Source organism: Planctopirus limnophila DSM 3776, from assembly GCF_000092105.1.
Classification (GTDB): Bacteria; Planctomycetota; Planctomycetia; order Planctomycetales; family Planctomycetaceae; genus Planctopirus; species Planctopirus limnophila.
In genome coordinates this window covers 359,320-384,205 of sequence record NC_014148.1, presented here as the reverse complement: position 1 = coordinate 384,205, position 24,886 = coordinate 359,320, and the positions used below count along the sequence as shown (strand labels likewise).

The 24,886-nt window shown below is 53.8% G+C and carries 18 protein-coding genes and 2 tRNA genes; 12 read left to right on the top strand and 8 right to left on the bottom strand.

Going from position 1 to position 24,886, the window contains the following annotated elements; translation table 11 throughout:
* Positions 1–126 precede the first annotated feature (126 nt).
* The gene (locus PLIM_RS01565) at positions 127–1,260 is read left to right on the top strand and encodes a DUF1559 family PulG-like putative transporter (protein ID WP_013108586.1); all 1,134 of its coding nucleotides are present in this window, start codon (positions 127–129) and stop codon (positions 1,258–1,260) included.
* A gap of 647 nt (positions 1,261–1,907) precedes the next feature.
* On the opposite strand, the gene PLIM_RS01555 is transcribed toward PLIM_RS01565, so the two are convergent.
* From PLIM_RS01555 to PLIM_RS01540, 3 genes are all read right to left on the bottom strand, one after another.
* A tRNA-Arg gene (locus tag PLIM_RS01555) sits at positions 1,908–1,981 on the bottom strand.
* A 362-nt stretch (positions 1,982–2,343) separates the two neighbouring features.
* Positions 2,344–2,634, bottom strand: coding sequence for a hypothetical protein (locus PLIM_RS01545; RefSeq protein WP_013108584.1), 291 nt, complete (start codon positions 2,632–2,634; stop codon positions 2,344–2,346).
* 315 nt (positions 2,635–2,949) lie between these two features.
* Complete coding sequence (locus PLIM_RS01540; RefSeq protein ID WP_013108583.1) at positions 2,950–3,846, bottom strand: hypothetical protein; 897 nt, start codon at positions 3,844–3,846, stop codon at positions 2,950–2,952.
* A gap of 604 nt (positions 3,847–4,450) precedes the next feature.
* Between PLIM_RS01540 and PLIM_RS24325 the strand changes: the two genes are divergently transcribed.
* From PLIM_RS24325 to PLIM_RS01500, 7 genes are all read left to right on the top strand, one after another.
* Positions 4,451–5,368, top strand: coding sequence for a hypothetical protein (locus PLIM_RS24325; protein WP_013108582.1), 918 nt, complete (start codon positions 4,451–4,453; stop codon positions 5,366–5,368).
* Between the two features lie 238 nt (positions 5,369–5,606).
* Positions 5,607–5,963, top strand: coding sequence for a c-type cytochrome domain-containing protein (locus PLIM_RS01525; RefSeq protein WP_196349509.1), 357 nt, complete (start codon positions 5,607–5,609; stop codon positions 5,961–5,963).
* A gap of 241 nt (positions 5,964–6,204) precedes the next feature.
* Positions 6,205–6,277 (top strand) — tRNA-Asn (locus PLIM_RS01520).
* Between the two features lie 348 nt (positions 6,278–6,625).
* The gene (locus tag PLIM_RS01515) at positions 6,626–6,892 is read left to right on the top strand and encodes a hypothetical protein (protein ID WP_013108580.1); all 267 of its coding nucleotides are present in this window, start codon (positions 6,626–6,628) and stop codon (positions 6,890–6,892) included.
* A 277-nt stretch (positions 6,893–7,169) separates the two neighbouring features.
* A complete protein-coding gene (locus tag PLIM_RS01510; RefSeq protein WP_013108579.1) occupies positions 7,170–7,925 on the top strand; it encodes an SDR family NAD(P)-dependent oxidoreductase in 756 nt (251 codons plus the stop codon).
* A complete protein-coding gene (locus PLIM_RS01505) occupies positions 7,919–8,935 on the top strand; it encodes an aldo/keto reductase (protein ID WP_013108578.1) in 1,017 nt (338 codons plus the stop codon). The genes PLIM_RS01510 and PLIM_RS01505 overlap by 7 nt, the downstream gene beginning before the upstream one ends.
* Positions 8,936–9,190: 255 nt before the next feature.
* Positions 9,191–9,955 (top strand): metallopeptidase, encoded by a 765-nt coding sequence (locus PLIM_RS01500; RefSeq protein WP_013108577.1) that lies wholly within the window; start codon positions 9,191–9,193, stop codon positions 9,953–9,955.
* A 457-nt stretch (positions 9,956–10,412) separates the two neighbouring features.
* Here PLIM_RS01500 and PLIM_RS01490 read toward each other — a convergent pair whose 3' ends face one another.
* Entirely contained in the window at positions 10,413–11,117 is a 705-nt protein-coding gene (locus PLIM_RS01490) for a DNA alkylation repair protein (RefSeq protein WP_013108576.1), read from the bottom strand.
* A 344-nt stretch (positions 11,118–11,461) separates the two neighbouring features.
* Positions 11,462–12,790 (bottom strand): dihydroorotase, encoded by a 1,329-nt coding sequence (locus PLIM_RS01480; protein ID WP_013108574.1) that lies wholly within the window; start codon positions 12,788–12,790, stop codon positions 11,462–11,464.
* Positions 12,791–12,849: 59 nt separating this feature from the next.
* Here PLIM_RS01480 and PLIM_RS24875 point away from each other — a divergent pair, with 59 nt between their 5' ends.
* Positions 12,850–12,978, top strand: a complete 129-nt coding sequence (locus PLIM_RS24875; protein ID WP_261340083.1) for a hypothetical protein — start codon at positions 12,850–12,852, stop codon at positions 12,976–12,978.
* Here the strand turns inward: PLIM_RS24875 and PLIM_RS01470 are convergent.
* On the bottom strand, positions 12,975–15,158 hold the full coding sequence (locus PLIM_RS01470) for an ATP-binding protein (protein ID WP_013108573.1): 2,184 nt from the start codon (positions 15,156–15,158) through the stop codon (positions 12,975–12,977). The two genes, PLIM_RS24875 and PLIM_RS01470, sit on opposite strands and share 4 nt — an antisense overlap.
* 402 nt (positions 15,159–15,560) lie before the next feature.
* Between PLIM_RS01470 and speB the strand changes: the two genes are divergently transcribed.
* Complete coding sequence (speB, locus tag PLIM_RS01465) at positions 15,561–16,496, top strand: agmatinase (protein ID WP_013108572.1); 936 nt, start codon at positions 15,561–15,563, stop codon at positions 16,494–16,496.
* A 42-nt stretch (positions 16,497–16,538) separates the two neighbouring features.
* Here speB and PLIM_RS01460 read toward each other — a convergent pair whose 3' ends face one another.
* The gene (locus tag PLIM_RS01460; RefSeq protein WP_013108571.1) at positions 16,539–17,615 is read right to left on the bottom strand and encodes a LamG domain-containing protein; all 1,077 of its coding nucleotides are present in this window, start codon (positions 17,613–17,615) and stop codon (positions 16,539–16,541) included.
* Between the two features lie 162 nt (positions 17,616–17,777).
* The gene (locus PLIM_RS01455; RefSeq protein WP_196349508.1) at positions 17,778–20,285 is read right to left on the bottom strand and encodes an FAD-dependent oxidoreductase; all 2,508 of its coding nucleotides are present in this window, start codon (positions 20,283–20,285) and stop codon (positions 17,778–17,780) included.
* A 493-nt stretch (positions 20,286–20,778) separates the two neighbouring features.
* Between PLIM_RS01455 and PLIM_RS01450 the strand changes: the two genes are divergently transcribed.
* The gene (locus tag PLIM_RS01450; protein ID WP_196349507.1) at positions 20,779–23,436 is read left to right on the top strand and encodes a DUF1592 domain-containing protein; all 2,658 of its coding nucleotides are present in this window, start codon (positions 20,779–20,781) and stop codon (positions 23,434–23,436) included.
* Positions 23,433–24,803, top strand: a complete 1,371-nt coding sequence (locus PLIM_RS01445) for a DUF1552 domain-containing protein (protein WP_013108568.1) — start codon at positions 23,433–23,435, stop codon at positions 24,801–24,803. The genes PLIM_RS01450 and PLIM_RS01445 overlap by 4 nt, the downstream gene beginning before the upstream one ends.
* Positions 24,804–24,886: the final 83 nt, after the last annotated feature.

The window sequence follows — 24,886 nt, the reverse complement described above, 5'->3', positions numbered from 1 at the left end:
GGATGATTCCACTCTCAGGCATGCAGACCAAAACTTTGGAAGAACCTAGAAAGCCTCGGTCCATCAAAAGCCTATCAACCCGAACCATCACCCAGTTCTTGCAGATCAGAAAGTGGAGACCCGTCAATGAAAGCCCTTCGCCCCACCTGTTTTCGTTCTGGTGGCGCCGCTCGCCCCGGATTTACGCTGATTGAACTCCTGGTGGTGATTGCCATCATCACCACTCTGATCTCGCTGATCGCCCCGGCCGTTCAAGGTGCCCGCCGCGCAGCCCGCAAGCTGGAATGCCTCAACAACATGAAGAACCTCGGCATCGCGATGCACAACTTCGCCTCAGGCCGCGGTGGCAAACTCCCACGTCTGGCAGAAGATCAGACGGTCACGACCACATTCACAACAGCTGACCAGTCCACATTCTCAGCACTGACTCCATCTGAGCAGCACACGTTACGAGTGGGTTGGACCATGCAACTCCTGCCTGTCCTCGACAACGCTGCTCTCTATCGCTCCATTCAGAGTCGCTCAGCGAAGTTCACAGGTTCCGGCGGGCCTTATGCTGTTCTTAGCACCAATGAACGCACCTGGTTGCCGTTCTTTACCTGCCCCGATGACCTCGTCAATCATCGCAAGGCACTGGGCCTCTCGTATGTGGTGAACTCCGGCATTGCCTCTGATGAGAACTGGGGTCAGGTTACCGATAACACCAATGATCCAGCCGGTGGACACAGTTCCGCTTCGATCAGTTGGGCAGATGCGACTCTCACGACCGCCAGCACGAATGATCGCAATATGGGCAAGTCAACAGGGGTGATCTGGCGTGATACCGATATGACACTCGATTTTGTGGGCACTGGCGATGGAACTGAAAACACTATGATGATTGCCGAAAACCTCAACTCGGATAACTGGGCCTCGGGAAATACATGGGATCTGGCTTTCGCCGCTAAGGTGGGCAGCACCGGTTGGGCTCCTGCAACATCGCCCGCCTTCACCCAGGGATCTGCTCCATTTGGCGTCGGAAATATGGCCGCTTCAACCAGTTCACCAGTCGGTGATTCAAGACCAGGGGCTCCCGTTGTTGACAACACACGCAAAGCTCCCCGACCCAGCTCCAATCATGGCGGCAGTGTTAACGTAGTTATGGTTAGCGGTGCCGGTCGATCGATTGCCGATACCATTGACCAGCGAGTCTACCTGAAGCTGCTCACCTCAAACGGCCAGCAGTACGGCGAAACGACTCTCAACAGCAGCGACTTCTAATCGGCCTTAAGTCGAGTCCCTCCGCGAGATTCAATTGCTGAAATTCGCAGCGGAAACTTGATGAACACACAGAGGGTGATCAGCATTCAACAGCTGATCACCCTCTTTTTTGCGCCCGTTGAAAGACAAGTCCCAGATTTTGACAAGAGTTGTGCCGGGCGTACGGCTCCAAGCAAGCATGCTCCACAAATTCCGCTATGCACAGTGGTTTTTGGTTTCGATACCAGGGATCCATGCGTGGAATCAGTCCCATACAGTCGTGGAGAAGCGAAAACGATTCTGCTCACCACTCACAACTTCAGAGCTGATCGCCGGAATCTGTGTGGCAGATGCCTTCAACAGAAAAGAGATCGAGGACTGAACTCGCCACATCGGGGTGCCAAACTGGATTCCGGCAGCATAACCAGAATCAACAATTTGTCTGCTCATCAAGAGCTCAAGGTCACCCGGGAGAGCTAACCTCAGAGTGAGAACTGATCCTGTCTGAGGAAGAGTTTGAAGAAGGAAAGATCTTCGCAACTTCAAATATGGGATCGACCCACACTGAATTCGAAGAGCCTTCAAGCCGCACTGCCAGTTGGACTTACAACCTAGGACAAAGAGTAGTTGACACTCTAACCACAGCATTCGGCAGGACTTAGGAAAAATGCACCCCGGTGGGTTCGAACCACCAACCTTCGGTTCCGTAGACCGATGCTCTATCCAGTTGAGCTAGGGGTGCATAAGGGCAGAAATCTCTTCCCTCCACAGGACTTTAATCTTGCCCGATCGAAGGGTCAACCGTTCCGGCTGGTTTACCCGTGATCAGTTCGGCACTTGGTGCTTCTGAATCACAGTGATGTATCAAATCTCTGGAAAGACACAGCTCGTGGTGACTCGTTTGTTGCCCTTTGTCAAACAATTGGCAGTCATCAGCTTTCTGGCCCCAATAATCGAGTTTCAGGACTTTCGACCTGGAAGCCAAGCGATCACCAGACACCTGCTCAAAAACAAAACGGATCCAGCGCAATTCTCTGCGTGAATCCGTTTCAGCAAACTGAATTTCTTCGAACGATCAACCGCTAGCCCTCAAGCAGCAGCAGCTTAGAACACATCCAGCACAAAGTGGTGACCCATGTGGTAAGGACGTGGTGACGGATAAAAGTTGTGCCAATCCTTCCGGTACACGGGAATCTGCCGTTCCTGTGGGTACCGGTAATACATGTGATTGTATTCCACCGGTGCCTGGAAGTTGTGGGGATAATACACATATGGGTAATAGTAAAAACGGTTCCAGTCGGTGGGTTGACCTTCCCCAGCGGCCTTGGCTTCGGTTGTCAGGCATGCGGCGAGGCACGCAACAAACAAGCCGGACATCATCCACGAACGCAGCATGATCGTACTCCAGTTTGGCTGCCGAAACGAAGCATCTCGTTGCTGTCGCAACCTCGTCGGCTGTATCCATCGAAATGTGAAATAATCTGGTTCGAGAGTCTGATGATCGAATTCAGTGCAATCGGCGGCATGTCCCCACAGCCTTCGATAGCCCACCTGTCCCCTCAACATGGTTGGTTTCTGAATTCCAGCTCGAAACTTTCTGTTCACAGGCCATGTCGTTAGACATTCTGGCATTGAACAGCCAACGAACCGTTAGCACACGAGATATCGGCGGGCCATCAGTCGCTACAACAGGAAACTTCGTAACAGCTGTTATCTTTGGAACCGAGAATCGTTCGATCCGGTCGCAGTTCTTGCGGGTTTCTCCACTTCGTAGCCCGTCAGTTGCAATTCCTGCTGCTCACGCCGTCTCGTGGCCAGTTCCTGATGTCCACGAGCCCAGACTTCGCAGACAAGCTTATCTAGAACTTCGTCATACCCGCAGGCATGAGTGATCTTCCGCTGATTGAACAAGACATCCAATCGAGCAGGGCCCTGATTTTCAGCATTCCTGCGAAAGTGCCCCTCTTTTTCCAGATGACTCAGGATTTGTTCAATTTCACTTCGGGGAAGGTCGAGTGTCGCCACTGCATTGGGCGGAAGTTCCACCCCTTGTGGTTTCGCCCGCCACAACCAGCGATTCACCCACATCGAGTATCTGGATTGCCGCTCACTTTGCCGATCGCTTCGAACCTCCGAAAGCGATTTCGAATCGCAGCGTTCTCCGCACGAAAGAGGCTTGAGCTCAACAGTCGCCCTGCCAACATCCGTGCGTCCATCCGGATGTGGCAAGTCAATCCGCAGTTCAGCCATGGCCCACTGCTGCCCGACGAGATCTGCAGTGGTTTCGTCGTTGCCACCGGCCTGCTGAATGGCAGAATTACTGATAAAGACTCCCCCTTCGGGCATGTGGGCCACATAAGTCAGTGCCACTCTCTTGGAAGACGAAAACGATGTCGACTTGGTGGTTTTCTCTTCGGACTCAAGGTTCGACGTCGATCGCGTGACTGAACTATCTTCAGACGCTGTCGTTTGAGTGACCTTTTCTTGTGGCACACCCGAGGATGATCGAAGCATCGCGCAGCCACAGAGACTGTTCGACCAGGCCATCATCAGACCGGCGACAACTGCCAGTAATGGGGAATATTGCCGGGAGGCCATGAGTCTCATGAGATCACTCCCCTTTCCACACTTGGATTTCACATCGATTTCAAGACATCACTAACACCGCATCTTAGAAAATCGGCGGATTTCTGTTCGAAAATGGCGGGAGAACAGCATTCCGAAGCCAACTGTCCGGAAGACTTTTCCGAATGTATCGATTGTCGGAGTCGAAACAGCTGGAAGCCGTCAAAACCTGCAAGTCCTTCCGGTCGATCAATCCGGAGATATCGATTGGAGGAATCCCGCGAGCTTTCCCTGCACTCTGCAGACGATGAAGCGTTTCAAGCCTTAACGAATTCATCAGTTGCCGTGGCCTTGTTGCAAAAGTCGCTCGAAAACCAATTTCAGTAAATGATGAACCTCGCCCGACACATGGGGGGCCGCCGATGACGATTCAGGAATCGGGCGATTGAATCTGTCCAGAGAATCAATTGTGGCGATCTCGCGTACCACAACCTGTGCTGGACGGAATTTTTAAGCGGATTCGCAAGTTTTTGTTGCGAACTGCCGCGTGACATAATTAGCCTGAAGGTAGCAAACTCCCAATCGATGAAAACCGCCATCACGAAGGTTTTCTTCAATGTTCAATTCATTCAGCTGGAATTCAACCATGCTCAGATCCCTTTCCAAACTCATGCTGGCACAGGGTTCAAAAGCTCTTTTCTCAACATGCCTGGCCTTCACCGTTATGGCAGGTTCTGTTCCTGCTGCTGACGAATCGGAAGTCAAAGCTCCGGCCAAGCCCGTCAAGAAGGTCAATCAGCGTCCATTGACGAAATTGACATACGATCCATCCGCTAAAGAAGTGGAACTCTTTGAGGCCATGGAGCGTGGAGAAGTGGGAGTGCGAGTCATTCCCATGAATGCCATGGGTGCGAACGTGCTCATTGAGAACAAAACAAACGAACCATTGAACGTCAAAGTCCCGAATGCCGTCGTCATGGTCAGTATTCATGCCCAGTTTGGTGGTGGTGCTGGTTTCGGCGGTGGGCAACAAGGTGGCTTGGGAGGTCAGCAGGGCGGTGGGGGTGGCCAACAGGCTGGTGGTGGTGGTCTTGGTGGCCAGCAGGGTGGCATTGGCGGGGGACAGGGGTTTGGCGGTGGACAGCAGCCCGGCATCTTCTCGATCCCTGCTGAGAAAATTGCCTCGATCCCTATGAAAAGCGTCTGCCTCGAGCACGGCAAGCCCGAACCATCACCCAAAAGCAAATACACCCTCGTTCCAGTCGAGAGATTTTCGACAGATCCTCTGCTTCGTGAACTTCTGACATACGTCAATGATCCGCGGGTCAATCCACAGGCTGCTCAGGCTGCTGCCTGGCATCTGACCAACAAGATGACCTTTGCCCAACTGGCTGCCGAGCAAAATCGCTCACTGATCAGCCCCAACGGTCAGCCACTCTTCACTGCCCAGGATCTTTTCCAGGCACAGAGTCTGCTGGCTGCCGCCAAGGAAAAGGCTGAAAAGAATCCATCGCCCGCCACCAAGGGTCAGGGAACAATCCGTTCAGCCACTGAAGCACAGTAGAAGCTTGAACATTTTCAGTTGTGTCTATGAAATGCCCATACGACGAACAAGTTCGAGTATGGGCATTTTCGTTCCAGAGCGTTATCCCTCTCGATATCGATAAACGTCCAGTTCGCTGCCACTCCTGAGTGTTGCACTTAACATGAGACAGATGTTGTTCAACCGCGATCGGCCATCCCAGCGAAGGTGGCGTTTGTGGGTTTTGTCACTGAGCTTCAGCCTCTGGTTCACCTCGAACTTGCCAGCGACATCCGGTGCCGAGCCGACTGAAAAGACGGTTTTTGAACAGAAAATCGCACCCATCTTTGTGAAGCATTGTGTGAAGTGCCATGGGCCGGAAAAACAGGAATCTGGATTTCGTTTAGACCGGCGGGATGACTTTCTCAATGGTGGCGACAACGGTCCTGTAGTCGTTCCCCAGCAACCGGAGGAAAGCCGCCTGATGCATCTGGTGCAGGGAACCGATGCCGATGTCATCATGCCACCCGATGGCAACCGCCTCTCCGATCAGCAGAAAGCCGACTTGAAGCAGTGGATCAAGCAGGGGGCCGACTGGCCGGAGAAGTTGACCGTCCTGCCAGGGCTGTCCAAATAACTTCTGCCTCGCTTTCTTTGGAATCTGCACCCGCAGGAAATCTGTCGTAAACCGCCTCCCAGAACTTGCGAGCCTGGCTGAGAGCAGGCCACCTGCTTGAAATCTGGCATCTGGTGATCAAGCGACTGCAGGCCCTTAACGTCTTGCATCACTTCAAGTTGCAACACCTGACAAGCCACTTGACTCTCGGGAACCAGTTTGACTTGCATCATTTCCACCATCCACTAAGATACTTGCAGATTCCCCGATAGCTCAACCGGTAGAGCGCCGGACTGTTAATCCGTAGGTTCTTGGTTCGAATCCAAGTCGGGGAGCCTTTCAGAAAAGTGTCGAAACTGTTCTCGTTTAGTTAACGCAGAAAGACGGGGTCTCTACCTCGGCTTTTTTGCGTTAACTAAACCCTAGGGTTTTGCGGCTTTCTTGTTAACCGCTGCCTCGAACCGTTCGTCTCTTCCTGCCAAGTCAGCGTCCAGGATCGCTCGTTTCCTGATCCCCACCCCGTCCAGGATAGCGAAATCTCTCAGACTCTCTCGGTTAACGGGGACAAACGGGTTAACAGAATTGGGGCTTTAGAGAGTACTGCCGGCGGCTGCAAACAGAGAGTTTGAGATATGTCCCTTTTGGGTGGGTAAAATGTCGCTTGGCCTACCGAGGAAGTCATCATGTCGACCACACCATCCGCATCGTCCTTGTTCGACGAAGTAGCAACTCTGTTTGCTTCTGCGCCGTCGCAAAACAGTATCCTCGAGTTCCGCCCATCACAAGCAACCATCGAGCGAGCCAAACAGTTGCTTGAGTTGAATCGTGCCAACTCGCTCGACGAGGCATCACGCCGCGAACTGGATCAGTTCGAACAGGCAGAGCTGCTCATGAGATTGGTCAAGGCTCGCATTCGAGCCAGCCAGAACGGAGGCTTGCCCCTGCAATGAGCCAGGCGTCTGCAGCAAACTGTTTACTTCACGGTTTGCGCCCAAGCAGATGAAGAGCTTCGGTCCGCACAGCTAAAGAAATTCACTCAGCTCCAACAGTGCCGATATCCGGGTGTTGCCGGAAACTGTGTCGTACATCTGCCTATCCGTTGCCAAGCTAAGTAACCAATGAAGCTGTTGGTATGTTGCTTTATAGTGCTCCGTATACAATCTGCCAGAACCGTCAAATTGTTCGCGACATCAATCATCACTAACATCAAGCTGAGCCAAAATCGCTATGACCCTAAAAGACAAGATCATCATCATTACCGGAGCCGCTTCTGGCATGGGACGCGCGGCGACTGAGATGTTGTGCAATGAAGGCGCGGTGGTGTACGCCGCTGACCGGCAACAAGAGACTTTGGAACAGGCCTGCGAGACGACCGGCGCTTGTCCAAGTGTGATCGACATCAGTTGTTCGAGCGAGTGCGATGCGCTGGTGACACGCGTTGTTCAGGAGCGGGGAAGACTTGACGGAATCGTTAATTTCGCTGGGGTCCTCAAACGCACCGGAATTGTTGACTGCACGGATGAGGAGTTCGACTTCGTCATGAATGTCAACGTCAAGGGTTGCTTCTATCTTTGCCGCGCCGCCGCTCGTGTGATGAAGAAGCAGGGGTTCGGCTCGATTGTGAACGTCAGCTCGATTTGGAGTGACGTTGGTGCTGCCGGCGTGTTGGCCTACTGTGCCTCGAAAGGGGCCGTCAGCCAAATTACACGCAGCGCAGCGCTCGACTTGGCTGGCAGTGGCGTTCGCGTGAATGAAATTCGCCCGGGCGAAACCAATACGCCCATGCTCGCCTCGGAGCGAGGCCGTTCGCTGACGCAGCAGGAAATCGACGAAAAGCTCAAGCAGATCGCTGCCACCATCCCGGAGAAACGTCTTGCCGATCCGCATGAGATCGTAGCGGCCGCACTCTTCCTTCTCTCCGATGCTTCAAGCTACATGCAGGGAAGCTCTATTACCGTCGATGGAGGTTACACGGCATGCTAGACCATAGTTTTTACCGTCCCTTGGGACGCACGGGACTGTACGTTTCACCGATTTGTTTGGGATGCGACAATTTTGCGAATCCGACATCGGCTGAAGAGTCGTCCAGCATCATCAACTGTGCGATTGATAATGGCATCAATCTGATCGATACCGCCAATGGATATGCCAACGGTCAGAGCGAAGAAATCATCGGTCGTTGTTTGAAGGAAAACGGCCGACGAGACGATGTGATTCTTGCGACCAAGGCGTACTACCCAGTCGGTAACAAAGGAATCAACGATCGAGGCAATTCCCGAAAGCACCTCATCAAGGCTTGTGAAGATTCACTACGTCGTCTGCAAACCGATTACATCGACCTATATCAAACGCACCGCGTTTGTATGCAAACGCCCTTGGAAGAGACACTTGGCGCGCTGACGGATTTACAGCGCCAAGGCAAGATCCGCTATGCCGGCTCCACAACGTCTCCGTCATGGAAGATCACTGAATCTTCCATGCTTGCCGATTACCGAGGTCTGATTCGCATGGTTTCTGAGCAGTTGCCTTACAATCTGCTGGACCGACGTGTTGAAAATGAAATCCTTCCGGCCGCGAGCGCCGCAGGACTGGCGGTATTTGTTTGGTCTCCTTTGGCGATGGGACTGCTAACAGGCCGCTACGACAGCAGCAAACCGGAGTCGTTTGACACGCCACGATTCGGACGCGGCGGGATTTATGCTGAGCGGATCACTCATCGAGCGGCCGACGCCGGCCAGCAGTTTGTGAGGGTGGCGCGAGACTTCGATATCAGTCCTGCCCACTTGGCATTGCTATGGGTCAAAGATCAGCCTGGCGTCACGGCTCCACTTTGCGGCCCCCGAACTTTAGCCCAGCTAGAGGATGTTCTACCCGTCATGAAGATGAGTTTGAGCGAGGCGATGCGCTGTGAGTGCGATCAAGTCGTCCCTCCCGGCAGCGCGATTGCCAACTTTCTGAATTCAGCACCTTGGATGAAAGGCCGACTCTTGTAGTCGTTCCCCGTCTCAGAGGCACACAGAGGTACCGGTTGCATTACCCTGTGCTCTCTGTGTTCTCTGGCTTCGTAACGCCCTAACCCGTTGGCCATATAACTCGTCTGAAAATACTGCTTGCAATCGGCAAGCCCGAGGCGGCCGGCCTCGTTAACGGACAAAACCCAACAAGCGAGGCGAATCCTCGCAGTGTTTTGATCGCTGCATTATTATAAGGAGGCAGATCACTTCTTTGCTTGAACATCAGGTATCATCATGAATTCACATCACCCTTGGATGCTCGCCGTTCTCATATTTGTATCGGTAACCGCGTCGTCGATGCGATGCTGTGTTGCCGACGAGCGGGCCGCGTTGCCCGCACCGATTGCCGGATATACAACGCACGAGGTGGAGGGCTGGGTCGTGCGGGTCAGCGAGCGATTGTCACAGGAACAACCTGAGAAAACAAAGCGAGCGTTGGAGTTGCTCGCCGAGCAACTTCGCATCGTGATCCGCGTTTTGCCTGCGGAGCCGTTGGCGTTCGTTCGCACGGTGCCGATTTGGTTCTCGCCACCTTACGCCGGCGTTCGTCCGAAGGCTGAGTATCATTCCGACAAAGAGTGGCTCGAAAAACAAGGTCGCTTGAAGGAGCTTTATCAATGCGTCGAATTCACCACCACGGCGATTTTCGAGCGTGAGATTGAGCGGATGCCGGTTATCGTGCTGCATGAACTCGCCCACGCGTACCACTACCAAGTGCTCGGGTTCGATAACGCCCTGATCAAAACCGCGTTCGAGCGGGCACGTAATAGCGGCAGTTACGAAGTGGTGCTGCGGAAAGACGGAAATAAAGAAAAGGCCTACGCGCTCACCAACCCGCAAGAGTATTTTGCGGAATCCACGGAAGCCTACTTTGGCCGCAATGATTTCTTCCCCTTTGATCGCGCGGAACTGCAACAACACGACCCGGCGATGGTAAAGGTTTTGCAGGAAGTTTGGCAGGTCGAGCCGGATGCGAGTAACGCCGTTAAGGTCAAGTAAATGCGTCAGTCGCCTCTTTGATGAAACAATTCACCGGACGTGCGTGCGTGGGGGGCAGTAGGTCGCGGCTGGACGGATCGGACTCGTAGTGAGGATATTGTCTCCAAAATTACCAACTCGGGTCAGGATCGATCTAACGTGAAACACGCGATATAGAGCGTTTTCGATGCCTTCAATTGCGAGGGATTTTCAAAATCCCCAGCTTCGACCGTCAACTGGCAGTTAGCTTCATTACTGTACAGACTGGTCTAGCTAGTTCGCTTGACGAGCCGTTTCCAAAGCACCCGTTGCTTCTCCCAGTTTGGGACGATCGCGATGGTGCGCACTTCGCGTTCGCGGAAGCGGGGGACGTGGTCGGTGGTTGGTTCGAGGTCGAGGATCGCTTCTTGGATGTTAGGGGCGAGCTGGGCGAGGTTGATGATCTCGATAGGTAACCCCCACCGAAAGTGCCGGGAGATCAACACATGGCAGACTTGCGCTTCTTTCCCAGGTTGCCGCGATCCTTCACTTTTTGGATATATTCAGGCGCGAACGGGACATTGCAGTCGGTGTCGCCCATGTCGACTTTCAACCGGCCGATTCGATTTCCAGTTTCGATCGCCACTTCGGTTAAGGGGCGAAGATAACTTCCCACCGAGATGACAAAAGAGTTCATCTGATACTGTACGGCATCCTTCGCCGCATGAATTTTGCTTTCGACCTCGGCCAGCAATCGTTGATACTCCGTGAGATCAAGTTTTTCGTCGGGGTCAATACTGGCCATCGCAGAAAGAGTGGCCCAACCGGCGATATTCTCAATTTCCTTCCTGGACTTGATCCAGGCCAGCGCGATGTTCCAACCCGCTGGACTGCCAGCCGCTGTCGGGCCGACGACGAAATTGGCGATCGGCCTGGACGCTGTCTTGACCCATTGCGTCAGGTCTTTCTTGGTCATCAGTTCTGGCTCTGCAATCAATCCGGCAAGATACATAGCGTCGTAAATGCCGGTATCGTAGAGCTCCAGCGATAACCCATAGTTTTTTTTGATCTGCTTCTGCAGGGGCTTCATATCGCCGATTTTAACCCCAAGACAAGGATCATGAGCACCATGTTTACGGAGAACCTTGGCCGTCCCTTCGCTTCCCAGCTTTTGGAGTTGTGCCACGATTTCTTCTGCGGTCATGCCACGTCCCTTATCCAGATCATTAACAGAGGCCGGCCAGCCTCGCGGCGACCATCGGCGAACTCTCCTCGATGGTTTATCCTATGCATGGATCTCACCAAAAACATCAGCCTTGTGGCTACAAAATTGACGCTCTTACCGCGGAGAAACACCAGAGAAAACCTGACCGAACTCTTCTTCGTTGCAACTGCGAACGCAGACTTTTGCCAACGATTCCCCGTGTGCCACTGCTGGCTCGCCAGCAGTGCTCCGACTGTTCCATCACCGGCACCCACCAGACCAAACCTCCCTCCGGCTTCTTTCCTTCCCTCCTTCTTGCCTTTTCTCCTTCCGTTTCTCCTCTCCTAACCCCAAAACCCGCCCCGCGAATGATCGAAGATCGCCTCTTTGCCTCGATGGCCGGTATCCACCTTGCCATCAGCGAAGACGACTTCCCCATGCACCAGCGTCACCACTGGCCAGCCCGTCAGAGTTGTCCCGGCCCAGGGGCTCCAGCCGCATTTGGTCAGTTGGTCCTCGTTGCGGATGGTCTGTGACTTATTGAGATCGACCAGCACCAGATCGGCATCATAACCCGGCTGAATCCGTCCTTTTCCCACGAGATCCCACACACGGGCTGGGGCGTCACACATCCAGCTCACCACTTCTTCGATAGTGCAGAACCCGCGATGAGCCGCATCGAGCATGAGTGCCAGCGAATTTTCGACGGCTGGCAAACCAGAAGGCGACTTCGGATACGGTTGCCGCTTTTCCTCCAGTGTATGCGGTGCATGATCTGTCGCGATGACCTGAATCCGCCCGTCACGCAGCGCCTTCCACAGGGCCGTCACGTCGTCCTGCGTCTTGATCGATGGGTTCATCTGGATCAGCGTGCCCAGACGGTCGTAGTCGTCCACGTTAAAGAACAGATGATGCGGGCAGGCCTCGGCTGTGATCAGCCCGCGATGATCAGCCACAATCTCGGTTTCAATCGCAGTCGAAACATGCAGCACATGGAAGCGGTGCTTGTGCCGATATGCCAGATCGAGTGCCCTGCGAGTGGCGATCTCCGCCGCCTTGTGATCACGAATCAGCGAATGGTCCTGCACCTTCGAGCCACCATTCAAACGAGCGGCATTCGCACGGACAGTCGCCTCATCTTCGCAATGGGCACAAATGGGAAGTGTGGTTTCGGCAAAAATCTGTTCGAGGGCGGCCTGCTCATCCACCAGCAGATCGCCAGTGCTGGAACCGATGAAGATTTTGATGCCGGGCGTTCGCCGGGCCAATTTGAGTTCTTCGACATTGGTCGGCGTTGCACCGATGTAGAACGCATAGTTCACGACCGATTTGGTGGCTGCCAAGGCCAGCTTTTCGTGCAGCCTCTCGACAGTGGTGGTTGTGGGCTTGGTGTTCGGCATTTCAAAGAAGGTGGTGACTCCCCCCTTGGCACAGGCTGCTGAAGCGGTGGCGAGATCTTCCTTATGCGTTAATCCCGGCTCACGAAAGTGCACCTGATCATCAATCACGCCCGGGATCAGATGGAGTCCGGCGGCCTGAATCACATCATCGGCCCTTGCAGAGGCTGGCGGATCCAGATCCAGAATCCTCCCCCCCTCAATCAACACATCCCCCTTCCACAATCCAGAAGGCAACACACACTCCGCCCCCGAAATTCTAATTCGCCGCGACATGATCAATGTTCCTGAGAGATTGCCGACTCCAAGTCTTGAGATCGGATGATTGTCTCCAATTGGAAGGCATTCCTTCAATCGTGGCGGTGACAAACGCGGAAGTGAAACATTTTGCAATCATCCCGCTGACAAAGCAGCCTGAAATTGATGTAAAAGAATTCGGTAAAGCCCAACTCACCCACCGCTAAATTAGCGCGACAACATCTTGGTACAGCGTCCGAAGATGTTCGTCTGACATATCGAGAATTGGCTCATACATGAATGAATTCAGGTGAATATTCTCCGGCGTCATCAAGCATACACGATGCAGAACTTCGTTAGTTGTGACATCATTTGGGAATGTTTTCTTGAATTTTGATACCAGTGCTTGTGTCTGATTCTTGGTGATCGATGAAACAAATGCTTGGTCAGCGATCTTGTCGATCATGTACTTTTCAGCAGTGAGCCTAATGGCAATTGCAAGGACGATCTTGTTTGCGAAGTTGATTCCATCGCTAGCAGACAGACACTTAGTGGCCTCTGACGCCAGCAGGTCAACAACTGGAGTCGTGCTACCTCCGCAAGCTCCCATGCCAACGGCAAACATTGTAATGAAGATGGTGTCAAGGTCTGCCTCTGTGATTGATGGGGTGTCTGACTTCCAATGCAGAAGAGAAGTCAACTTCAGGTACTCCGGGTCTCCGTCACCCTTCGTGTACTCAAGGATGTTTCGCATGAAAGGAATGGAGCCAATCTTCTTCATTTGATCAGTGAAGAAGTTTTTCTTCCAGTCGTTGAGGAACACGTTCTGAATGCCTTCTGCCTTCTTAAAGATAAGTCCAGTGCTTGTCTTGAAAGCCATGCGGCATTGGGCGTAGGGAACGAACCGGCTTTCCAGGGTGCGAAAGAAGTCGAAATTATGGGTAAGGATAATTTGGCGGAAGCTGGGAACATCCGTGATGTCTTGCATGTACTGGATGATCGCGTACTTGTTCTTGTAGTCGAACGAATCCGCGATGTCGTCAAACACGAATAGAGTTTCAACGCCAGCCTTTCGCCTTACCTCCACCTCGAAGATGATGTTAAGGATGTAAAACGCCTTGCGTTCACCCGTGCTAAGCACCTCCAGCAGTGTGTTGCGTTCAACAGACGCGCTGTCAACCCCGTCCTTGAACTGAAACCCCAGTTTAAGGATGCCCTCTTGTCCCAGACAGACCTCAACGCGGTTCTCTGCAATCAGCGTAAACGGAACCGAGAACCGGCTATTGAAGATGCCGATCACCTCTTCCCATTGGCTTCGCTGAGTCCTCGCCTTCTCTTGGATCTCCTTCTTGCGTTTTGCAACCTTCTGAATCTTCTCGATCAAATCGAGGTACAGCGCTGAGTTCGCTTTAAAATATGACTTCCAGATTTCTTCCTTAAGGCTTTTGGGGTTTTCAAGCCGAGGCAGAATCTCCGGCCTGTCGCTGATGTACTGCTGAAACTCGCGACATGCAGCATTCTTTTCAAGAGCCTTCTCGATCTTGGCGTATACCGACTTCAGAGCTTTGTCGTTGGTGATTGCCTCCTTCTCCTTGGTGACAACTTCTTCAAGTTCCTTCTGGCTAGAAATCACTTTGCATTCTTGGGCGTTCAGCGACACCGTGTGGTTTGCATTGAAGAATCCGTTGTCCGCCAGACTCTTCGCAATCTGTCCGGCGTTGTAATAGTTGAAGATGCCATGCTTGAAGTATGTGGACTTTGCCAGCAGGTCGTTGTACTTGGCGACGTAGGTGTGCAAGTCTTTCCTAACGGCCTCTTGCTCAAAGAGAGTTAGCACCTGGTCGGTAAACAGAACGTCATAGAGAATCTCCGCCCATGGAGAACTCGCCATCTCTACCACTTCATCCTTGACTCGACTAAGGGCGAGGTGGAAGGAATTTGAATCACTCGTGAAGGTGGAAGAGATTTCTCGCTTTATGTCCTTTTTTGATCGCGACTGCGCCTTCATGGCGTCCAAGAATGCTGTCTCTGCACGATCCACCTCCAAGTGCAATTGCTCGTACTCTGTTCGAAGCTTATGGTCTACGAGCAGGGTTGATGTCTTCTCTGCGTGGGCACAGTCCCTGTCATATGGGGACACGACAACCACTGTTTCTGGTAGCAGATCCATGCCGTTTTCGTCGCGGACAGTTCTTTCACAGACCCTTTCTGGGAAGATTCTGTCCTTGGATGCTTTACCGTCCGCGATGTCCTTGAAGGTCTGTGCGAAGGACGACTTCATCGCGCCGTTGGGGGCGTAGATCGCAAAGACGTTCGGTCGTGACGACTTACTCGAAGCGAAGTCGAACTCCGTCTTAAGGTGCTTGATCCCATAGCAGTTGGTCAGCTCAATGCTCAGCTTGTTCATGGTCTATGCCCTCAGTGCGTGACTGCTCTCGAATACGATGACTTGTGTACAGACTCCCCGACGACCGTTTTACATGATCCTACCCGGCAGCGAGAAGAGGTTCACCCATAGGCAAACCTGCTTTATCTGCGGGATAACTTCGATTACGTCAACACCATAAGGCAATAGAGAGACGCTGCAAACTCGAATCAAAACGGGAACAAAAACTGCGTCTCAGAAGAGAATTTGGCGAGAAGTTTTCTACAGTGTTTCGATGGGATTTATTCTGCTGGAAGTTTGTGTCGGAAAAAAGGACATTATGCACGACGATGGAATCAGTACTTTCCACCCTATGCAATGTCGGTGCGCGCGACGATTTCAAATGATTCGAAAATCTCCTCGCTCAGCTGGATAAGAGACACTATGTCCAACTCACCATTCTGCGGGATTGCTTCTTTTGGGCGGCAGGAGATTTGTCTGGCACCTGTTGCGGGCCGGAATGTTGATGTTGCGGTGCTGGGGTGCCCTTTTGACTCTTCGGTCAGCTATCGCTCGGGAACGAGGTTTGGTCCGCGGGCGATACGGGAACAGTCGATGATGCTCTGGGGGTATCACAACGCTCTGAACATCGCCCCGTTCGATGTCCTCAAGGTGGTCGATGCCGGCGATGTGGATGTCATCCCGGTCGATATTGCCCGTACACACGCATTGATCGAACAAGCGGCCAGAGCCTGGATTGATCAAGGCACAATGGTCCTGGGACTGGGCGGCGAACATTCCGTCGCATTACCCTTGCTGAAAGCGGCCGCCGCAAAACATGGGCCGCTCGCCGTCGTGCATTTCGATGCACACGGCGACACCTGGACGGAAGAGTATCCGGGCTATCCACTCAGCCATGGCACACCTTTTATTCGAGCCATTGAAGCGGGTGCGATTGATACTCAGCGCTACTTTCAGATTGGTATTCGCGGGCCGACCTATTCGGCCAGCGATTACCTCGATGCCCGGGCTTTAGGAGCACGCATTATCTCTGCCGATGACGTGGGAGAGCGCGGCGTGCGCTCGATTGTGGACGAAATCCGCCAGCAGGTGGGTAATCAGCCGGTCTATCTTTCCTTCGACGTCGATGCCCTCGACCCGGCATTTGCACCGGGGACGGGGACTCCCGAAATTGGTGGGTTAACCAGTCGTGAAGCCACTGGAATTCTGCGTGGGCTGGCAGGCCTGAGAATTGTTGGCGGAGATGTCGTCGAAGTCAGCCCCCCTTACGATCCTTCAGCCATTACCTCGGTATTGGGTGCCAATCTCGCTTTTGAAATGCTGGCACTCATTGCGAAATCAAAATCATCGAGCCAGTAACATCCGATTGAAAAACAAACTCGAATTTTCAAGTCCGCGGACTCAGGGAAGTTTGTCGATGGCACTGGCTTTGTGAAGCGAAAGAACTTCATCATCGCTCAAAGCGCGATTGAACACAGCCAGCCCGCCCAGTTGGCCTTTCATAGCTTCACCCAGCATGCTGCCGACTGCATAACGTGCCGCCACTGTAAAGTCGGCCGGGCCACCTGGTTTTGACTGCGCGTGCAGTTCTGGCTGGAAGTGAAAGATCCCTCGACCGTGATAATAAGGATTAATGCCTCGTGGCGATCCGCCAGGCCCTTCTGTCATAAAGTAAGGGTCGTCCCGCTTGTCGGTCTTGGGCTCTATCGCTCGGGGCTCAAGCAGACCATTGAAGTAAGCTTTGAGATACTTTGCATCGTAGGTAAAAGCGAGAGTCACCCATTTCCCCTCGGGAACAACCGATTTAGACGCGGCATAGTCGGCACACCAGGGAAACGGGCTACCATCCGCCCGACGGGTCACACCGCCTTCACTCGATACATGGGGTGTCAATTGCCGCGGGCCACCATAAGTCGGCATGTTCAGCAGCATGGCATATTGCCGGGCACCGGTATCGTCGTGAGCACCTTTGCCTTCACTCCAGATCCCGGCAATTGTCACGCCTCGTTTCATTTCGGTGAGTTTGACGACTGCAAACATACTGACCTGCGCCTCGGGACCATGAATATCCAGGTCGCCCAGTTCCGCATGCTTCGCCATCAGGTACTGCTGACCATTGAAGTCGATGGAATAGCCCGAAAATGGCCCTCCCGCCACTCGTCCAATCGGCCCGCCAACTTCAACCAAAGGATGCTTTTCTGGAGTACCGGTCGAAAGCCGCGGCTGGCCCGGCTCTTCGCCAAACTTCCAGAAGGCGACCAGTCCCGGAGTTCGTTCGACAATCTCTGGACGACCGACAACTGCTGCGGGATTGACAACAACTTGTGCAGCCAATCCCGTTTCGCCCCGCAGTTGCTGTATAGGCCATTTGAAAGCGAAGATTGCTACCGTGAGAAGAATAGCGAATTTCGTCATCGCTCCAGCCGTGCGACGGATGACTAAAACCGTTCGATCTTGAGAAAGCAGAGAATCACTCATGAAGGCTACCTCAGAGAATGTGGCTTACCCCGTCATGGCATATCGCATGAATGAACATTGATCAATCCATGAGTAGGACAAACTGCGTCTTCTCGCGAGGAAAGGCAAGGACTCGTTCCGTAACCATCATCTTTTGAATCAGCCCCTGACCAAAACCCCGGCTCAAAAGAGCAACTGAGCTGCCGGCTTCGCAATCAGGTGTTGCCTGAGGACAAAACCGGCGGCGGCGATGCCAGAAAGATAGGCCGCTTCGACTCGACTTTCGCTCGTCCAGTCTCCGCAAACAGTCAGGCCATGCTCGGGATCATGCAAGGCGCGCTCGATCGACAGCTTCTGGTAAATCTCCGCAGGAACCTTCGTGGGATCCAGCGTGGAAAACATCCAGCGGTGTGCTACAAGCTCGGGCGTCCTGTGGACCTGAAGGCTGTGGGACTGAAGGCTGATCTGCTCACACCAGTGGTGCCAGAGTTCGGTGGCCACCTGATCTGCGGAAAGGTCGAGGTGACTCCTCGTCCATGCCGGTGTCGCCTGCAACACCCAGCGTTCGGCATCTGTCGGCCGTTTGGGTTTGGATGTATCTCGCGCTGCCCACCCCACAGCCGGTGCCAATGCCGCGTGGCTCAGGTAACCATCAAAGGGAAGATTGAGTCGATCAGATAAAGTGGCCATCACGGTCCAGCAGGGATCCATGGGAATTCTGGCCAGAGTTTCCGCCAAAGGATGTTCACCCACAAGTCGCGCAGCCTGTCCGGCGGGTATTGCCAGAATGAGTTGATCGAAAGGTCCTGCAACAGTTCCCTGTGTGCTCTGCAGTTGCCACTGGTTGGCGATCCGCTCGACTTTTTGAATCTGCACCTCCTGATGAACTTTCAGACCCTGACTTAAATGCCGGGCCATCGAGGTCATGCCGGGAAGCCCCACATAGCGAGGCCCGTTCGCTGCGAGTTCTTTCCACGAACCATCGGTCCGCTGTGCTGCCAAGAGCCCTTGCCAGGGTGTGATCAGCCCCTGGCTCTCCCATGAGCGTAAGGATCTCTCAAATTGAGGCGACTTCGCCGTGATGTACTGGCAGCCATGATCGAACTGACCACCTTCGGGAAGGCGACGAGTGGCCATGCGTCCGCCCAGCCCACGGCTCTTTTCAAAGACCTCCACTTCGAAGCCATGATCGGACAGCGTGCGGGCTGCCATCAGTCCCGTGATGCCGGCACCAATCACAGCCACTTTGACAGGTTCCGCTGTCAGGCGACGGGAGGTTTTCGCCAGATACTTCTCGGGGTTCAACCGGCGGGCATGCTCGGCCGTCGAACGTCCTCGAATACTCCGCAAGATGGGTTCTTCGGGAGTAAATGGCCTGTCGAACTGTCCCAGACACCACAACAGACCGCCATACGATGCCGGATCGCAGCCATCGAGGGCGTATCGATGATTAAGATCGAACAGCAGTCGCAAGGCCTCTTCGGTCGTGCGTGTCCAGAGAGGAATGGCTTTGCCCCAGGTCATCCGCACATTGTTATGGAGTTCTCCCTGGCGAAGGAGTGACATTTGAGCCGCATTCCAGAGGGGATCATGCGTCTGCGCACGAGCCAGCGTTTCTTCATCGTACAAAGCAGGCCTGGTATCGGCTTCTCCAGCCTTCAAAGCCTGTCGAGCCCAGGTGGGGAGTGCTGAAAGAGCCTCGTGATCTGTGCGGTAGTGGCAAAAGCACCAGGCGAGTTCACGCCAGATGAGGAGTTCATCGAGATATTTCTCGGCACTGGCGCCACCGACTTCAAAACAATCTCGCACCAGTGTGAAGGGGGAAACCATGCCGTAATGCAGATAGGCCGACATCCGGCTGACGCCATCCTTGAGGGCATCGTTCCGCTGATCGGCATAGCGTCTCAATCCCTGCTTTTTGAAGTTTTCCCAGCGGGTATAACCTGCCTGAGAACCTCCCACGGTATGTTGAACAGGACCAACCGAGTGATCGATCTGGCTGATTGCCAGCAGATCGGCAATCGACGTCTGCTGCAGATCGACTGATTGGAAGGGTCGCTGATCAAGTGGAAACGGCTTCCCTGCATAACGAAGCACTGGCCACGGGCGGGTATTGCGGGTTTTGTAGAGCCATGCCGTTGCTTCTCGATAGGCAAAGGCGCGATCAAAGGCCCGCTTGACCAATTGGGGCGGCACAATGCACGCACCATTGACACACACAATCGGCGTCTTGATGGAGGCAGCCAGTCGATTGCGCCAGTGAATCGTCGGAGCGGTCGGGACATCATCTGTCACGAGAACCGCCGCGTGAGCAGCCAGTGTCTTGAGGTGAGGCCCGCGATCTTCGGCCCGCGCGACATGGAGCACCGAGGAAATCTTCTGCTCGGCCAGTTCCGCATGAACATCGCGTGCTCCCTGGAGAATGAACGTATGCCTGCGATCATTGGCATAGGGGTGATCTTCCGAGAGCCCCTGATAAACCAGCAGTGGCTTCTCGAGCCAATGTGCCAAATGAATGGCGACATCAAGTGCCGGGTTTTCGTGGCCCCGGAGTGAATGGTGCATCCAGTACAGGACAAAGTCACCATGGGTTGTGGCTTGATCCGGATCATTTGCGGCCGTCGACAAACTCAATGGCGAAGAGAGTATCCGTGTCCGCTCTTGAAGATGCTCAGGAAGGCCCGAGAGCATCGATGTAAGTTCTTGATGTAGCATTCTTTGCGGCTCAATTGCTTAGATTGACGGACTTTTTGAGAAGCAGTCCACGAAAACTCGCCGTCGAGGTTGATCATTAACCCGTGGTGCCTACTGAAGATCGATCAAATAACTCGCAGATTCGACGTGTTGCCTGAATTCTTGACGCATTGCACATTCTGGCGACACCAGAGCGCCAACAGATTCAGAGTTTTTGTCGTAATCCATTGTTAGTGCAATAATTAGGGAATGCGTAAAACCCTCTTTCTTGTGGTGGACTTTTGCTTGAATCGCGCGCTATACTTACAACAGTGAATTTGGATGCGTTCGTCCAAACTGAATTCACACATCCCGCCTGTCGCCTCCTGCCCCGGAAGTTTCGCCTGCCATGCGCATTCGTGTGACATGTCCTGCCTGCGATCATGCCTTTAAGGTGGATGCTAAGTTTGCAGGCAAAAAGGCATACTGTCCTAACACTGATTGTCGGCAGGTGCTCCGGATTCCTGTGGCTTCCGCTCCAGAGGAAGAGCTCGAGGAGTTCGGCTTCTCCAGTGATGATCTCGAAGATTACGAAGAAGCCCCTGCTGCTGCACCTCCTCCTCTCAAGGGAAAAGGGAAAGCTGGCCGCTCGACTGGCGATAGTTCCAAACCCTCTCGAAGCGCTCCACTTCCTGCCTCGCGCCGAAAAGGTTCAGGCAATCGCACTTCACGAGGGAAATCCTCATCATCACAACCCGTCGTCGGCATCATTGTCGGTGGCGTAGCTTTCCTGGGTCTACTGGGGGGAATCGTTGCATTTCTGTGGCCACGCTCACCCAGTGGCGACGCGTCACCGTCGACTGCCGGTGTGGCACAGGCGGCTGAACACCGCCTCCCCTCGTATGCCGAAAATGCAGCCCCCTTCATGCAGAAGTACTGCATTGACTGCCATCAGGGGCCTGATGCCGAAGCCGGTATCGCTTTCGACAAATACTCCGACACCGCTTCAATCCTGAAAGATCGCAAGCAGTGGGAGCGTATCATGCAGATCGTCGAGGGGCAGATCATGCCACCCGATGACAGCCCTCAACCCACCGAAGAAGAACGGGCGAAGCTCGTCAGCTTCCTCGATTCGACTGTGTATTACGTCGATTGTGCGACCAATCCCGATCCTGGCCGTGTGACGGTTCGCCGGCTCAATCGCACAGAATACAACAACACCGTCCGCGACCTGCTGGGCGTCGATCTCCGACCGGCTGACAGCTTTCCTTCCGATGACGTGGGTTACGGTTTTGACAACATCGGTGATGTCCTGTCACTCCCGCCACTTCTCATGGAAAAGTATCTCGATGCGGCAGATAAGCTGGCTCAGGCTGCCATTGTTTCCATCGATCCCAATGATCTTCCCGTCAAAAAATGGAAAGGTCGTGAACTTCAGCGAAGCAAAGTGGCCCACAATCATGGAGGCGAAGACGATCCCAGCATCATTCTCGTCTCCACAGGGGATGCCACCATTCCCGTGGATGTCGCACTTTCTGGTGAATACGTCCTCAAAGTCGTCGCTGCCGAAACACCCGCAGGAACTGACCGCGCGAAGATGGCAGTTCGCCTCGATGGTCAGGAACTCAAAGTTTTTGAAGTCTCGGCTACTGATCGTAAACCTGAAACATATTCGCTTCCGGTCACTCTCCTGCAGGGGAAGCGAAACATTTCGCTCGCCTTCCTGAACGATTTTTATGATGAGAAGGCCAAGGATCCGAAGCGGCGGGATCGCAATCTCGTCATCCTGTCAGCCTCCCTTACCGGGCCATCGAAGGTTTTGCCCAATAGCTATCCCGCTTCGCATACCCGGCTGGTGAAAGCTGTTCCCTCGGCCAGTGGTGAAAATGGAGCACCCGGCAAAACGATCAGCGAAGCAGCCCGGGAGAACCTTACTCCGTTTGTCACGCGAGCATTCCGTCGTCCGCCACAAGACGAGGAACTATCGAAGTTTGTCGGTCTGGTCGAGCAAGCCACCGCAGCCGGTGAAACCTTTGAATTCGGGATGCAGGTCGCCGTTCAAGCAGTGCTGGTTTCGCCACATTTCCTCTTCCGTATTGAATCCGACAAAGAGCCGGAAAATCCCAAGAGTGCCCACATCATCAACTCGTACGAACTGGCGTCACGGCTGTCGTACTTCTTGTGGAGCACGATGCCCGATGACGAACTGTTTGAACATGCCCGGGTGGGCGATCTCGGCAACGAATTGATTCTCGATGCCCAGGTCCGCCGCATGCTTCAGGATCCCAGATCCTCAGCGCTTGTTGAGAACTTTGCCGAACAATGGCTGCAATTGCGCATTCTTGACGAAGTCACCCCTGATCCAAAAGCCTTCCCGCAGTTCAATGACGATCTGCGCCGTGACATGAAGGAAGAGACCCGGCAGTTCATCCGCGCCATTGTACAGGAAGACCGCAGCGTTCTGGACCTGCTCGTGGGAGACTACACATTTGTGAATGAACGACTGGCCGCACACTACGGCCTCCCGGATGTTAAGGGGAATGAATTCCGCCAGGTGAGCCTGGCCGGGACAAATCGAGCCGGCGTGCTGACACAGGCCAGTGTGCTCACCATTACTTCCAACCCCACGCGCACTTCCCCCGTGAAGCGCGGCAAATGGATTATGGAAACGATTCTCGATTCTCCACCTCCTGCGCCACCCCCCAATGTCCCTGAATTGGAAGACAAAAAGGAGCAATCCGCCGGCCTTTCACTTCGCCAGCAGATGGAACAACACCGGTCAAATCCGGCTTGTGCCTCGTGCCATAAGACGATGGACACTCTGGGCTTCGGCCTGGAAAACTTCGATGCTATCGGCCGGTATCGTAAAGATGATGGTGGCAAACCAGTCGATACCTCAGGAACATTGCCCAGTGGCGATTCGTTCAGCGGGCCAGTCGAAATGGTCAATATTCTGAAGACCAAGAAACAAAAAGCGTTCACCGAGTGTTTAACTGAGAAGCTTCTAACGTATGCACTGGGCCGGGGGCTGGAATATTATGATCGCTGCTCGGTGAATCGTATTAATAGTGAGCTAAGTGCCCAGAATTTCCGTTTCTCAGTATTGGTCAAAGAGATCGTCAAGAGCGAACCATTCCGGCTTCGTCGTGGTGAAGGGTCAACACTATGAACATCAATAAACTCTCCCGCTGGCAATCAGCTGTAGATCGCCGCACGATGCTCAAAGGGCTGGGTGTGACGATGTCTCTCCCGGTGTTGGAAGCGATGCTTCCCGCTCACTTGGCGACCGCTGAAGCGGCGATGGCATCGACAGCTCTGAACCGCATGGCTTTTGTCTTTGTGCCCAACGGTGTGGTCATGGATTCCTGGCAGCCTGTCAAAGAAGGTGCCGGCTTCTCACTCCCGCCATCACTGGAACCACTTGCCAAGGTCAAGGAAAAGCTCAACGTCATGTCCCACCTGGCGCAGAACAATGCACGGGCTTTAGGCGACGGGCCGGGTGATCATGCACGCTCGGCAGCAACATTCCTCACAGGTGTGCATCCTCGCAAAACCGCCGGGGCCGATATTCAAGCCGGTGTTTCCGTCGATCAGGTGGCTGCCGCACAGATTGGTGCTGCCACCAAACTTCCATCGCTCGAACTGGGGCTCGAAGGGGGCCGCAATGCCGGCCAGTGCGACTCAGGCTATAGCTGCGCTTACTCAAATACGATTTCGTGGAAATCCCCCACGACACCGATGGCGAAAGAAATCCGGCCCAAACTCGTCTTTGAACGTTTGTTTGGCGGTGGCGTTGATGAAATCAAGAATCGTAAAAAGCGAGATCATTACCGCCAGAGCATTCTCGATATGGTTCAGGCAGATGCCGACCAGCTTCAGCAGAAGCTGGGCAAGACTGACCGCCGCAAACTCGATGAGTACTTTACGAGCGTTCGCGAAATCGAGCAGCGTCTGGAACGGGCAGCGAGCGACTCCGCCAAGATTGTGATCCCTGATATGGATCTTCCCGATGGAGTTCCCAAGGATCAAATCGTTCATACCCGGCTGATGTTCGATCTGCTGGCACTCGCCTTCCAGACAGATTCCACACGCATTGCGACCTTCATGCTCTCCAATGAGGGTTCCAACCGCTCCTACTCAGTCGTGGGGGTCAATGAAGGTCACCACCAGATTTCACATCACCAGAAGAAGGCCGAAAATCTCGAAAAGCTGCGAAAAGTCGATCGACACCTGATCACACAATTCGCTTACTTCCTGGAAAAACTCGATTCGATGAAGGAAGGCGACGGCACAGTTCTCGATCATTCGATGATCGTTTACGGCAGTGCAATTGGCGATGGCGACCGCCACAACCACAACGATCTGCCAGTTCTTCTGGCAGGGGGTGGTTCGGGCCGGATCGATACAGGTCGGCATGTGGTCTATCCAAAAGATACGCCCCTGAATAACCTGTTCCTCTCGATGCTCGACTGCATGGGTGTCTCAGCGGATCGACTGGGAGACAGCACAGGCAAGCTCGATAAACTCAAAGCCTGAGTCGCTGTTTTCTCCAGTCACTGGTTGTCCGACCTTGGGATCGCCAGAGGCAAATATCTTCGCACGTCAGCGGGAGTGGTCAG